The organism is Legionella geestiana (assembly GCF_004571195.1).
In the GTDB taxonomy this organism is placed as follows: domain Bacteria; phylum Pseudomonadota; class Gammaproteobacteria; order Legionellales; family Legionellaceae; genus Legionella_B; species Legionella_B geestiana.
In genome coordinates this window covers 17,982-31,581 of sequence record NZ_CP038271.1, presented here as the reverse complement: position 1 = coordinate 31,581, position 13,600 = coordinate 17,982, and the positions used below count along the sequence as shown (strand labels likewise).

Genomic DNA, 13,600 nt, shown 5'->3' with positions numbered 1-13,600 from the left:
AATTGACCAATACAAGTTTCCAAAACAGCAAAAAATCATTCTGGCTCCTGAACCTTGTATGGCTCATGGTCACTCTCGCCATTATCACGGCAGCACTGTATTTTAACTGGAGGCAAACGGAACTGCAGCTTACGCAGGTTCTGGCGCGTGAAACCGAGCATGCCCGTGAACAGATTGACAGCCTTTTCTCGCGAATACTCATCCCTATTCTGCGTCTGCCACTTGAAGCACTCCATCCAGAGGAGTGCCATGAGGCACTGCTCCCGGCCCTAAGCTCAATTGAGTTTAACAATCCAAACATTTCCGGTGTGGTGGTGAGCGGTCTGGACGGCCAGGTACTGTGCGCCACAATATCCAAAGCCACAGCCGGTCGCGTGGGACACTCTGAAACGACACGGCTGCATGGCCCTGTTACCCTTGATGCCAACGACAAACCGGCTTTCATGCTGCAGAGCCGACAGGGTAACTATTACATCACTATTTTTGTCCTCCAGTTGCTGCTGGAGCGCGCGCTCACGCCGGACACGCCGGATACACTGGCGACCCTGCTCTATGACGAGGGACGCCATACTACGCTTTTGCGGGTCAGCGATAAAAACCCCCTGACAGGTCCTGAGGCGCTTGCCGAAAATGAAGCCCTCAGACAAATTGCCAGTCGCCCTACCCAGTCGACCACGCCCGAAGCCACTCGCCTTCAGTCGGTTGAAAAGGTGTTGCTCTATGTTTCCAAAAATCCTGAAAATTTCAATCGCCAGCTGATATTTTCCTCCTCCCTTCTGGTGCTTGCAACACTCCTGCTGTCTGCCCTGTTGTATCAAGCCGTGCGCAATATGCTTAAACGACGGTTTTCACTGGAGGGGCTAATACAGAATGGCATTCGTAACCATGCGTTTTATCCTGTTTACCTGCCAACCTTTGATCTTAAAAACAACGCCTTTTGCGGTGCTGAAATGCTGGCGCGCTGGCAGGACGCACCCGAGGGCGTAAGTCTGCCAAATGTATTTATACCTGAAGCTGAGCGCAGCGGCCTGATTGTTCCCATGACCCTGCAGCTCATGGAAACCGCACTTGCAGATTGCAAATCGCTTTTCGAAGCGAATGCCCCCTTTTATCTCGCCATTAATCTTTCAGCGGGACATTTTGCCGACAGGCACTTTTTTGACACGCTCGAAACCCTCTGTAAACGTCACCACGTTCGCCCCGAACAGCTTATGTTTGAAATCACTGAGCGCGAATTATTCGATACCAGCAATGGTGAACTTCGCAAGAGCATGGAAAATCTGCGGGCAAAAGGATTTCAACTGGCTGTGGATGATTTTGGAACAGGACATGCCAGCATCCGTTATTTGCAGCACTTTCCGTTTAATTATCTTAAGATTGATCAGTCTTTTATCCAGGCCATTGGCACGGGGGCGTTAACAGAAACGCTGATTGTACCTATTGTGGACATGGCGCGAAAATTACAGCTCGAAATAGTTGCCGAAGGGGTAGAAACACACGCACAATGTAATTATCTGAAATCGTTGGGAATTACCTGCATGCAGGGTTGGCTGTACTCAAAGCCGCTGCATGCCAAAGCCCTGAACCACCTTCTTGAGGAAAATCGCCATGCGTAAACGGTCTTTGACTCTGCTGCTGATGCCCCTCTGGTTTGCGACACTGACGCACGCCGACAGCGCCAGCTATTGGCAGTGCACGTCCTATGATAACGAAAACAAACAGTGGCTTGCGAAAAGCACCTATCAGCGCGCGGCCATTAACCAGGCGTATGATAATTGCAAAAAACAGAGTAAAAAGCCTGAAAGCTGCAAGACGGCGAAAGAGTATTGTGAAGCCTATGTTGATGGTATTTTAAGCCGTCCCATGTGGCAATGCGTTGCTATTGACAACCTTCCCAACCGCTGGCAGGGCAGCATTTACACGAACCGTGATGAAGCTATTTTTGGCGCAAAATCCTGGTGTCAGGAACAAAGCGTCATGCCTGAAACCTGCTATGTTAATCTCTTGATGTGTTCAAGCCTCATGGCGACAGACTGATAATCATGTCTCTTTTTTGTGTGGGTCTTACCGGGAACATTGGCAGTGGCAAGTCGACCGTTGCCTCCATGTTCGCACAACTTGGCATCTCGGTGTCTGATGCTGACCAGGCGGCGCGGGCCCTGACTTTGCCGAGGACTCCTGAGCTTCGGGCAATCACCGAGCATTTTGGCGCATCGGTATTGCGGGAAGACGGCTCTCTAAACCGTGAAACGCTGCGTGCGCGTGTGTTTGCAGATGCAAAAGAACGTCAATGGCTCGAGCACCTTCTGCACCCGGCCATTCGCCGTATGCTCGAAGAGGATGCGCGCAATGCACCGTCACCTTACTGCATCGTAGAAATTCCTCTCCTCTATGATAAAGCACCTTATCCATGGATATCGCGGGTCTTGCTGGTGGTGGCTGGTGTTCAGCAGCAGATGGAACGCCTTAACGTTCAGAGACGGCAATCCCATGATGAGACACGTGCCATTCTTGCATCCCAGCCCGATGAGGCGCAACGGCGCTTGCTTGCTGATGATGTTCTTGAGAACGATACAACCCTTGAAGCACTGCGCGAGAAGGTGCTGACTCTTCATCATCGATATCTCGATATGGCAAAAAATTGCGGTCAATCGCCTGATAACGCATGACAGACCATTGAAGTTGTGATATTTGTATGCCACGGCAAAGGATAGCTGACGTGCATGCAAAACCAGACCATCACTTTTCAAGTGGCCACCCATCATCTGCCAAAAGTAGCGCTGCGGCTTGAATACCTTTTGCAATCCATTGAACAGGCCTGCGTGGAACAGCATCCAGTCATCCATCATTATGCCCTGAAAAATCTGATTGAAATTTTAAAAATCATTGAAAAACCAGAGTTAAAAAGCCGTTTTCTCAAAGAACTGATGCGCATTGAGCATCTGGTCGGCCGCGCCACCCCTGCTCTTCCAAAAACATACGCTGAAAGGCTATATCAGCAGATACTGCTCCTTGGACATGTCTCAGGCCGCTTTGGCGAGGGCATTTTGCATTCGCCCTTTTTACAATCCGTCAAACACGCTCATCTTCATCAAATTACCGAACACGCCCCGCACGAACCTCAGCTGTCCGTCTGGCTTGAGGGTGATATATCAAGGCGGGAGCATGACCTTCATCAGTGGAACGGGCAATTGCAGACGCTGCGCGACACGATTTACATTTATCTGACAATTCTGCGAGACAACGCACAATTTTCGCGCATTGATCTGTATTCAGGGTTTTATCAGCGTCAGCTGCCAACGCGCCCCTGCTGCCACCTTGTCCTCGTTCGCATGGATAAGGGTGCGCAGGTGGTGCCGAAAATACAAATGGGGCATCATGGCCTGACCTTGCGTCTTTTAGACATTTCAAGTCTGCGCGAAGTGCAGCATATACCAGCCGTTGTCGATTTGGCAGTTTGTCAGTTGTAAGACGGGCTTTATTTACGCACTCACGAGTCTTTTATCTCCTTTGTGTTTTATAAATTAAACGCTATTCTCAATAATAAGCATTATTTTTCACCACACGGTTAAACGCGGGTGTCTGTAGAGGTATACCCTTACATCGAAAGTACGCATTTTTAAAGTTCCATCTCGACTCATACATGGCTCATGCACAAAATGGAATACGACAAGCATGCGAAAGTTAAGTCTGTATTGCACCTTAGGTTGTATTTTTTTAGGACTACTTGGTCTTCTGGGACGCCTGTACGGTATCGTTGCATTATCTCAAGTTTCGGAAAGTTATGTTGCAATCGCACCCAGCACTGCAATTGCATTTATACTCATTGGGTGCGTCATTCTTATCAACATGAATTACAATGAAAACCCGGTTATAAGACGCGCATCTCTCCTGATACTCCTTTTGGTAATGCTGCACGGATTAACGGTTGTTTTAAGTTATTACACCGATACAAATCTCCAAATTGAACAGTTACTATATTCTGACAGTTTTAAATCACTGGATTCTGGATTTATGTCTCCGGCAACCGGTGTGTTTTTTTTGTTAACAGGCTTTTCGCTCTTTGTCCTACTGTCCACGTTAAGTTTATTTAAAAGCAATCTGATATGGATGCGGCTCTCGGAGACTTCTGCGTTTATCGCATTAATCGGCTCAACAGCATTCCTTTTATCCTATTTATACGGCACTCCATTTCTTTATCAATATCGTGTCATTCCTGTGGCAATCAGTACAGCCATAGGCTTCATGTTTCTATCATGTGCGATAATTACCCTGAATACCTACAGCTATTTTTTCGCTGCATTTACGGGTGACAATGTCGCAAGCATCATCATGCGGCATTTTCTTCCCTTTTCAATGGCCGTATTCATCGCCTCCTCTTTTGGCATCGATTTTATCAAAGAAAACATGCGTATGAATGCCGCATTTCCTTCAGCGATTATCCTGACAACATCCACTTTTTTAATTTTTATAATCTCAAGTTATATTGCAAAATTACTTGGAAATTTAATTGAAAAGCTTCAAAAAGAAAAGAAAGAGCTTGATAAGGAGCTTATCGCTAATAGAAATTTACTTAAAATGAGCATTGAAAGCGCGAAAGTCGGTATTTGGGAATATGATATTAAAAATGACACGGCCACAGTCAGTGAAAACCTCAACCAAATTTTTGGTGAGGCTCCTGATAAAAAATGGACATTCACTGGATTCATTTCCTCTATTTACCCAGAAGACAGAAAGAAAATAATCGAAAGATATAACTCTATTATGTCTTCAATGAAACGCGATTCATTTCGCATTCAATGTCGCAAATACTGGCCAGACCAAACACTGCACTGGTATGAAATATTTGGAGAAATCAATCATATAGGAACTGCATCAGAGAAGGCCAGCTTCCGCGGTGCATTGATTGATATTACAGAAAAAAAACTCGCCGCCGAAGAGGTTGAAAATTTCTTTAATTTACCGAAAACATTTAACATTATTTGCGACATAGAAGGAAACATAATTAATGTAAACGAAACTTTTCAATCGCTAACAGGTTATTCCGCGGAAGATTTAAAAGATAAAAATATTGCAGATTTTCTTCATTTGAACAAGGTAATTTCCATCGATGATATTATTAAAGACCTTGTTCAGCGAATGACACCAAAGTATTTTACTGCGAGGTTAAAGAGCAAAGAAGGCGATTACCTTGATGTCTCCTGGACAAGTTCAGCATCAATCGCTTCAGGACAAATCTATTTTACCGGTATAGATAACACCTTGTATATAAAATCTCAAAAAGCACTTGAAAGCGTCCTTTTAAGAACCATTGAAGCCATTACCTTAACGGTTGAAAAAAGAGACCCGTATACTTCTGGCCATATGAACAAAGTTGCCACTATTGCGGTTGCAATTGCGCATGAAATGGGCTTGCCTGAGGACAAAATCGAAGGCATTCGCATAGGAGCTTCCATTCATGATATCGGGAAAATATATATCCCTGCAGAAATACTGAACCGTCCAGGAAAATTATCCATGCAGGAGTATGAGCTCATTAAGACGCACCCTCAGGTAGGATATGAAATCATCAAGAACATTGACTTTCCATGGCCTGTAAAAGAAATGATTATGCAGCACCATGAAAAGCTCGATGGCAGCGGCTACCCCAGTGGATTAAAGGGCGAACAAATAATTATCGAGGCTCAAATCATCGCGGTTGCCGATGCCATAGAAGCCATTACTTCGCTCAGGCCCTATCGAGCGGCCCAGTCGCTTAAAGAAGGCATTGCTGTATTAACTGCCGGCAGAGGCACGCTTTTTAACGCTGATGCGGTTGATGCCTGCCTGAAGCTTATTAATGAGGGCAAACTCACATTTTAAATGCATGTGTCACGCACCTAAGCGCGTGCGTGACACGCCCTGCATCATCTGTTCACTAAAGCGGCTCGCTGCGCTTCACCACTTACCTGAAGGACGCCCCACGAACCTCCAGACTGCGCTTGAATTTGAATCGTTGGCAATTTGCCAAGAAGAGAGGGGGAAGTCAGAATAAAATCTACGTTCTGATCAGGAAGACCACTTTGTTGACGAGTACATTTTACCAGTATCAAACCTGAAATTTTTGGCGTACCTGCCGATTGATAGGTGCACGAGTAGGTTGACTGACCGGAAAAGAGCTCACTTGAAAGATCGGCCGTAGAAATATTGGCGATGGCTCTTGCCGTTATTCTTCCCTTGCCGTCAGCTTGAAAGACCCCCGTTTCAGTGACCTTTCCAGCACCAAGGGGACCATTAAAATCACCCTTAATCTGGTAGTTAAACGTACCGGCAATAGCAGGCAAATCATCGCTGCTGGCAAAACCGGTTAATGGCATCGCAACACCTGCCACTGCCACCATAAATCCCAAAGAAAGTCCTTTCATGTGTTCTCCTGAAGGTTTGTGCAACATCTGTGAACAGCATTTAATGACACAGCATTCTCGAGAGTAGACGATGGTGACACTTCTGTCTACTTGAGAATATCTGCAGCCAGTAATTCAGGGCACAACCGCATAACGGCATGATTGGCTTCAGGAAAAGTAAAGGCATCAAGCTTTGAGGGACTCACCCAAAGGAGTTCGGGCTGATTTTCAAGGCGTTGGGCGACTCCTTTAAAGCGGGTGACACGAAACACTTGCAGATTAACAGAAAATGAACCGTACTGGTGATTAACGCTTCCAAGGAATTCAGTCTCAAGGACCTGAAGCCCCACCTCTTCCCGTATTTCACGCACGCAGGCTGCCTCATCAGACTCTCCCGCTTCCACCTTGCCGCCCGGAAACTCCCACAACCCACCGTGGCTTTTTTCGAGTGGACGGCGGGCAATCAGTACCTCTCCCGCCGCGTTAAAAATTAAAGCAACCACAACCCTCATGCAAGCGTTCCGTGGCAGGACTTAAATTTCTTGCCAGAACCGCAGGGACATGGGTCGTTACGCCCCACTTTTTTGCCACTTCTACGAATAGTCCCCGATTCAGTCTGAGATTCAGAGTTTTCCAGACTGTCCGCATGCCGGTATTGTACCCCCTGAAGACGCTCGGCGCGCCGCTGTTCTTCGACCATATCAGCATTATCCTGCGATTGAATCTGCACGCTGCAAAGCAGTCGAATGACGTCATACTTCAGCGCATCCAGCATGCTGGTAAAGAGCGTAAAGGCTTCACGCTTGTATTCCTGGCGCGGATCTTTCTGCGCATATCCGCGAAGGTGTATGCCCTGGCGCAGGTGATCCATCGCGGCAAGATGCTCACGCCACTGACTGTCAAGCGTCTGCAGGAGAATGGATTTCTCAAACTGCGCCATCACCTCACGCCCGGCAAGGCTTTCTTTTTTCGCGTATTCTTCCGCACACTGCGCCTGTATCCGCTCTAACACCTGCTCAGTCTGAATATGGTGGTCGGCCTCAATCCATTCGCTTACTGGTATGCGCAGGGCAAAATCATCCGCAAGGGTCTGCATGAGCCCCGGGATATCCCATTGATCTTCAAGGCTCTGGCGCGGCATGTAACTGCAGACGACATTTTCAAGCACCTCATCACGCATGCCGGTAATCACTTCCGACAAATCGCTCATGCCCATAATGGCGCTTCGCTGCGCGTATATCACACGGCGCTGATCGTTTGCCACGTTATCGTACTGCAACAGCTGCTTTCGCACGTCAAAGTTATGCCCCTCAAGCTTACGCTGGGCATTTTCAATGGCACGCGTCACCATGGGGTGCTCAATCGGCTCACCGGGCTTCATGCCGAAACGGCGCATGATGGAAGCCACCCGCTCGGAGGCAAATATGCGCATCAATGTATCTTCGAGCGACAGGTAAAATCGGCTGCTTCCGGGGTCGCCCTGTCGGCCGGCACGTCCGCGAAGCTGATTATCGATGCGGCGCGACTCGTGGCGTTCAGAGCCGATGATGCGAAGTCCACCGCCCTCAACGACTGCATCGTGGCGGCGCTGCCAGTCTTCGCGGACTTTGGCGCGCATGGCCTCATCGGCATCGTCAGGCAATGCGGTAAGTTCTGCTGCAAGACTGCCGCCAAGCACGATGTCTGTTCCTCGACCCGCCATATTGGTGGCGATGGTCACCGCCCCGGGGCGGCCGGCTTCTGCCACAATCTGCGCTTCTTTTTCGTGGAATTTGGCGTTGAGCACCTGGTGGCGGATTTTTGCCGCCGTTAACAGATGGCTCAAATACTCGGAGGCTTCAATGGAAGCTGTTCCTACGAGTACCGGCTGGTTTCGCTTGATGCAATCACGAACGTCTTCAATGATGGCCTCAAACTTATCCTTCTGCCCCATATAGACCAAATCCCCCTCATCGCGGCGCTGCATGGGCTTATTGGTAGGAATCACCACCACTTCAAGGTTATAGATTTGCTGAAATTCATAGGCTTCGGTGTCGGCCGTACCGGTCATGCCTGCGAGCTTGTTATAAAGCCTGAAAAAGTTCTGGAAGGTAATGGAGGCGAGCGTCTGGTTCTCGTGCTGCACCGGCAGTCCTTCTTTCGCTTCCATCGCCTGATGCAGGCCTTCTGACCAGCGACGCCCGGACATGGTGCGCCCGGTGTGCTCATCGACAATAACCACCTGATTATCACGCACAATGTAATCGACATCGCGGTGGAACATGGTGTGCGCTCTGAGTGCTGCATTCACATGGTGCATCAGGAGAATGTTGCTCGCATGATACAGGCTCTCACCTGGTGTAAGAAGGTTCGCTTCAGCAAGCATCGCTTCTATCTGCTGGTGACCTTCTTCGGTAAGGTGTGCCTGTTTTTGCTTCTCATCGAGCGTATAATGACCGCCATCCCCTTCTGTTTCCTGCTTTTTCAGAAGCGGAATCAGCGCATTGATTTTGACATAAAGCGCCGAACTGCCTTCAGCGGCACCGGAAATAATGAGTGGCGTACGCGCCTCGTCAATCAGAATGGAATCCACTTCATCGACAATCGCGAAATTAAGCACGCGCTGTACTTTATCTTCAAGGCCAAAGGCCATGTTATCGCGCAGGTAGTCAAAGCCAAATTCGTTATTGGTACCGTACACGATATCCGCGCGATACGCCGCCTGCTTTTCAGTGTGGCTCATGTCAGGATAAATAACGCCCACGGTGAGGCCGAGGAAGTCATAAATGGGCTTCATCCACTGGCTGTCGCGCTTTGCGAGATAATCGTTAACCGTAACGACATGCACGCCCTCTCCGCTCAGAGCGTTCAGGTAGGCGGGTAATGTGGAAACAAGCGTTTTCCCCTCACCGGTGCGCATTTCAGCGATGTTGCCCTCATGCAGCACCATGCCGCCAATCATCTGTACATCAAAATGACGAAGACCAAGTGTGCGGGATGACACTTCACGCACTACCGCAAACGCTTCAGGCAATAGCGAATCAAGCGCCTGCCCGCCGGCAAGACGCTCACGAAATTCAGACGTTTTAGCCGCCAGTGCCGCATCACTGAGCGCTTTAGTCGGTGCTTCCAGCGCGTTTATGGCTTCTACCATCCGTTGCATGCGCCGCAAGGTGCGCTCGTTTCGGCTTCCAAACACTTTCTTCATCAAGGTATTGAGCATGACCCTGGTAATCCTCTTGAGAAACGCATCATCAAAACTGGCTAACCTACCAGAAATTTCCAGAAATTACCATGACTGATAATTGCCTTATGCCCCCTCAAGCACCTCCATGACACGAAGTGCAGCATAAAGCCCCTCGGCAAAGTCTCCGCCTCGCAGCTCCATAATCGCTTCTTTCCAGCGTTTTGCACCGGGGAGCCCGTGTGCCAGGTTCATAATGGGCTTTACCAAAACTCCGCGAGGCACATCGGTAGCGAGGGGGGACGTCAGAAGATAGGTAATGTAGGCATCGGCCACCGCTGTGCGTGTCGGCATGTGCCATTCGGGATGGAGGGACTGGTGCAGGAGGGCAAGCCCCCAGGGATGCTGGCAGACAAGACGACCAACCATGACGCCATCGACATGCTCAAGGTGCTCGCGTGTACTGTCAACAGTCGTGATATTCCCGTTAATAACCACAGGAACTGGTGCAATTTCTGCGCGAATGCGCCAGGCGTAATCGGGATGCAGCGGCGGGATGGTGCGGTTTTGCTTAGGATTCAAACCATGAAGCCAGGCCTTTCGTGCATGCACGATGAGCTTTTTAATGCCGGAGTCTACCAGCATGCCGACAAAATCCTGAAAAAAAGCGTAGCTGTCATCTTCGTCAATGCCAATGCGGGTTTTGGCCGTGACAGGAATCGACACGGCATCTGCCATCGCGCGAATGCATTCAGATACGCGCCCCTTATCACGCATGAGGCAGGCACCAAACTGGCCGGCCTGTACCTTATCACTCGGACAGCCGAGGTTTAAGTTAATTTCATCAAATCCCGCGGCCTCTCCAAGTTTTGCCGCGCGCGCGAGCTTTTCTGGGTCTGAACCACCCAGTTGCAGCGCTACAGGACGCTCATCGGGATGACGCGCAAGCGCTCGAGCGGGGTTGTGAAAAATGGCGCCAACGGTCTGCATTTCGGTGTATAACAGTGCCGAGGGCGAGAGCAGGCGCATCAGATACCTGAAATGGACGTTTGTCCAGTCAATCATTGGAGCTACAGAGAGCTTTGCGTGTAACGCATCAGACACTGGCATGCGCTACCCCATAACGCTTAACAACCTCTGCGGCAGGTGCTACCTCAAAGGCTTCGATGATGAGCTGCAAACGCGCTCGATTTCTAAACACATTCACATCAAGCCTGAAGGCGGCTTCTATGTGCGTGGCCCGATGATTAGGCCAGACGCTGGTATCCACTCCAAAGGCAATGGCATCGAGCGCCTCACCCGTTAACGGATGTGCGAGCGTGAATTTTAAGTGATGCTGCCCAACCAGCCGCTGCTCAAGGACTTCGAAAATGCCATCAAACGCAGGCTCTGGAAACTGTTGCCCCCATGGGCCTGTCTGTTGGAGCAGTTGTGCGGTTTCGAGCGTAAAAAGTGACGGCTCAAGTTCACCATCTGTCCAGACCACGCCCTCACAGGCAGAAACGTCGAGATGCTTTGCCACCTCAAGGACAAACGCCTCACGAAAAGTGACAAACGCCTCAGGTGCGATGCTGAGACCAGCGGCCATGGCATGTCCGCCAAATTTTTTGATAAGCCCTGGATTATCTTTATCAATGTCAGCAAGGCAATCACGAATATTAATGCCGGCAACGGAGCGCGCAGACCCCTTCAATTCAGAACCATCCGCGTTTGCAAACGCAATAACCGGGCGGTGATAACGCTCTTTAATGCGCCCGGCGAGAATGCCAATCACCCCCTGATGCCAGGTGGGCTCATACAGAGCAAGCCCCGGAGGAAGCTCCGCACTGTTTTGATTCAGGCGTGCCGCCAGTCGGTCAAGGGCATCCATCGCCTGTGTTTTCATCTCGGCTTCAATCCCGCGCCGCTCGATATTAAGCGCATCAAGCTCTTCAGCCAGCATGCGCGCACGCTCTGCATCTTCACAAAGCAGGCACTCGATGCCAAGGGACATGTCATCAAGACGCCCTGCCGCATTAAGCCTTGGGGCAATGGCAAAACCCAGGTCCGTCTCTCGCAGTCGCTCGACAGCGCGCCCCGAGACTTCGGCAAGCGCTTTGATGCCTGGGCGGCATTTACCCTCGCGAATACGCGAAAGCCCCTGGTCCACGAGGATGCGGTTGTTCTTATCAAGCCCCACCACATCGGCTACCGTTCCAAGTGCCACAAAATCGAGAAACTGTGCCATGTTCGGCGCACGAATACCGCTCGCCTCAAAGTATCCTGTATCCACAAGATGCCGCCTGAGAGCAAGCATCACATAAAAAATCACCCCGACACCGGCTATGGACTTACTCGGGAAAGAATCACCCGGCTGATTCGGGTTCACAATGGCGCAGGCCTCGGGCAGGGTTTCTCCGGCAAGGTGATGATCGGTTACCAGAACATCTATTCCGTGGGCATTTGCTGCCTGAACACCCTCAATGCTTGCAATGCCGTTATCAACGGTAATGAGCAGTTGCGGTCTGGATTCAACCGCCACACCAACAAGCCCCGGAGTCAGGCCGTAACCATAGGCAAAACGATTAGGCACAAGGAAGTCTATGGAATGCGCCCCCATCTGGCGCAGCGCGCTAATCGCAAGCGCGCTCGAAGTCGCGCCATCGGCGTCAAAATCGCCAATCACGAGAATACGCTGTTTTTCGCGCAGGGCTTTTTCAAGGCGCACACAGGCACGCTGGATATCTTTCAGTGTGTCAAAGGGCAACAGGGCCTGCAGGCTTTTATCAAGTGCATCGATTGAATGGATACCGCGTGCGGCATAAATGCGCGCGAGCCACGCAGGCGTGCCAGGCAGTTCAAGCGCCACCTCAGGACGCGCACGCCGCTTAATCCGTATGCTCACCTTTCTTTCTCCAAAATTCCCAGAACCGGCGCGTGCGGGTCGCGTAGACCTGATTATTCCAATACCAGGTTACTGTACCGCGGTGCGCGTTAATAGTGTTTTTATGCGCCTCAAGCACCGAAAGGCAATCGCAGACAATGATATCTGGCGAGTCGCTCGTAAAAGCGCCACCGCCCCATATCCAGACGCCATTAACGGCACTGTCTGCAAGCAGCATTTGAATTTCTGTCAGCAGTCGCTGCCATTGCATGTCCTCGCCCATGGCTTTAAGACCAGGCAGGAGTGACTGATTTAAAATCGCACGGGGTGGTGCGCCCTGCACAGCGGGAAATCCCCGAGCGCGCACAAGCCAGGTATGAGCATCGTGCCAGTAAAAATCACATCGGCCGGGCACACTGAGGCTTTTTAGCCGCTCAAAGACTTCCCGAAGCGCTGATTCGTCCAACAGCAGCCCTTCCCCTTCTGCGCGCAGATACACATCGTTATGTGTTGCCTCCCAGCGAATCGGCGACATCACCTGCCAGCTGCCTTCGAGCTGGTGCTCCAATCGCAGAAAATCCGCAACCGGAAGGGCTTCTGGCGGATAGCCTGCCGCCCGCAGACGGTTGGGATAAAAACCGGCTCCCTCATACAGAGCAACCGCACCCGCCGGACACTCAGCCCTCTCACTGTTTACAATAACCTGCATGCGCGCTTCAAATAAATTTATGCTACACTTGCGCGCAAGTATACGGCATTCATACCTTCAAGACCATGCATCTTCATCAGGAATCACGCGACCCGCACACCATTACCGGCTATTCAGACAACCTCATCCAGGTTGCTGAACAGTCGTTTACCGAAAGCGTGTTAATCGGGACATACACCATTCATTATCCCTGGAATGTACAGGCATTGAGTGGATTAAGTACCGAAACGCTTGAACCCGTACTCTCAACACCACTAGAAATACTTTTAATAGGACATGACGAAACCGGCGTTTTAGCGCCCATGCCCCTGCAACAGTGGCTTGCTGCCAATCGCATCGGCTTTGAATGCATGTCGATTGGCGCAGCATGCCGCACGTTTAACGTGCTTTTGTCTGAAGGACGCCAGGTTGCCGTGGGTTTCCTGCTCCCATCGGCGTAGGAAATGCGAACTTCTTGACATTTAATCAAGCAATTTGTAAAT

Annotated in this window: 12 protein-coding genes; 6 read left to right on the top strand and 6 right to left on the bottom strand. The window is 50.2% G+C overall.

Going from position 1 to position 13,600, the window contains the following annotated elements:
* Nucleotides 1–2: 2 nt before the first annotated feature.
* The 5 genes from E4T54_RS00135 to E4T54_RS12055 all read left to right on the top strand — a co-directional run bounded on the left by E4T54_RS00135 (nucleotide 3) and on the right by E4T54_RS12055 (nucleotide 5,862).
* Nucleotides 3–1,616, top strand: a complete 1,614-nt coding sequence (locus E4T54_RS00135; RefSeq protein ID WP_028387160.1) for an EAL domain-containing protein — start codon at nucleotides 3–5, stop codon at nucleotides 1,614–1,616.
* The gene (locus tag E4T54_RS00130) at nucleotides 1,609–2,037 is read left to right on the top strand and encodes a hypothetical protein (RefSeq protein WP_035903633.1); all 429 of its coding nucleotides are present in this window, start codon (nucleotides 1,609–1,611) and stop codon (nucleotides 2,035–2,037) included. Before E4T54_RS00135 ends, E4T54_RS00130 begins: the two co-directional genes overlap by 8 nt.
* A 5-nt stretch (nucleotides 2,038–2,042) precedes the next feature.
* Complete coding sequence (gene coaE / locus E4T54_RS00125; protein ID WP_035903631.1) at nucleotides 2,043–2,669, top strand: dephospho-CoA kinase; 627 nt, start codon at nucleotides 2,043–2,045, stop codon at nucleotides 2,667–2,669.
* A 54-nt stretch (nucleotides 2,670–2,723) separates the two neighbouring features.
* Nucleotides 2,724–3,470, top strand: a complete 747-nt coding sequence (gene zapD, locus E4T54_RS00120) for a cell division protein ZapD (protein ID WP_028387157.1) — start codon at nucleotides 2,724–2,726, stop codon at nucleotides 3,468–3,470.
* A gap of 205 nt (nucleotides 3,471–3,675) precedes the next feature.
* Nucleotides 3,676–5,862, top strand: coding sequence for an HD domain-containing phosphohydrolase (locus E4T54_RS12055; protein WP_051551027.1), 2,187 nt, complete (start codon nucleotides 3,676–3,678; stop codon nucleotides 5,860–5,862).
* Between the two features lie 44 nt (nucleotides 5,863–5,906).
* Here E4T54_RS12055 and E4T54_RS00110 read toward each other — a convergent pair whose 3' ends face one another.
* The 6 genes from E4T54_RS00110 to E4T54_RS00085 form a co-directional block, all read right to left on the bottom strand.
* The gene (locus E4T54_RS00110) at nucleotides 5,907–6,404 is read right to left on the bottom strand and encodes a hypothetical protein (RefSeq protein WP_028387156.1); all 498 of its coding nucleotides are present in this window, start codon (nucleotides 6,402–6,404) and stop codon (nucleotides 5,907–5,909) included.
* A gap of 86 nt (nucleotides 6,405–6,490) precedes the next feature.
* Entirely contained in the window at nucleotides 6,491–6,895 is a 405-nt protein-coding gene (locus E4T54_RS00105) for a (deoxy)nucleoside triphosphate pyrophosphohydrolase (protein ID WP_028387155.1), read from the bottom strand.
* Entirely contained in the window at nucleotides 6,892–9,585 is a 2,694-nt protein-coding gene (gene secA / locus E4T54_RS00100) for a preprotein translocase subunit SecA (protein ID WP_028387154.1), read from the bottom strand. The genes E4T54_RS00105 and secA overlap by 4 nt, the downstream gene beginning before the upstream one ends.
* Nucleotides 9,586–9,672: 87 nt before the next feature.
* A complete protein-coding gene (gene dusA / locus E4T54_RS00095; RefSeq protein WP_035903629.1) occupies nucleotides 9,673–10,656 on the bottom strand; it encodes a tRNA dihydrouridine(20/20a) synthase DusA in 984 nt (327 codons plus the stop codon).
* Nucleotides 10,643–12,424, bottom strand: a complete 1,782-nt coding sequence (gene recJ, locus E4T54_RS00090; protein ID WP_051551042.1) for a single-stranded-DNA-specific exonuclease RecJ — start codon at nucleotides 12,422–12,424, stop codon at nucleotides 10,643–10,645. Before recJ ends, dusA begins: the two co-directional genes overlap by 14 nt.
* A complete protein-coding gene (locus tag E4T54_RS00085) occupies nucleotides 12,414–13,118 on the bottom strand; it encodes a hypothetical protein (RefSeq protein ID WP_028387153.1) in 705 nt (234 codons plus the stop codon). Before E4T54_RS00085 ends, recJ begins: the two co-directional genes overlap by 11 nt.
* 65 nt (nucleotides 13,119–13,183) lie before the next feature.
* On the opposite strand from E4T54_RS00085, the gene E4T54_RS00080 reads away from it, so the two are divergent.
* On the top strand, nucleotides 13,184–13,558 hold the full coding sequence (locus E4T54_RS00080; RefSeq protein ID WP_028387152.1) for an Mth938-like domain-containing protein: 375 nt from the start codon (nucleotides 13,184–13,186) through the stop codon (nucleotides 13,556–13,558).
* Nucleotides 13,559–13,600: the final 42 nt, after the last annotated feature.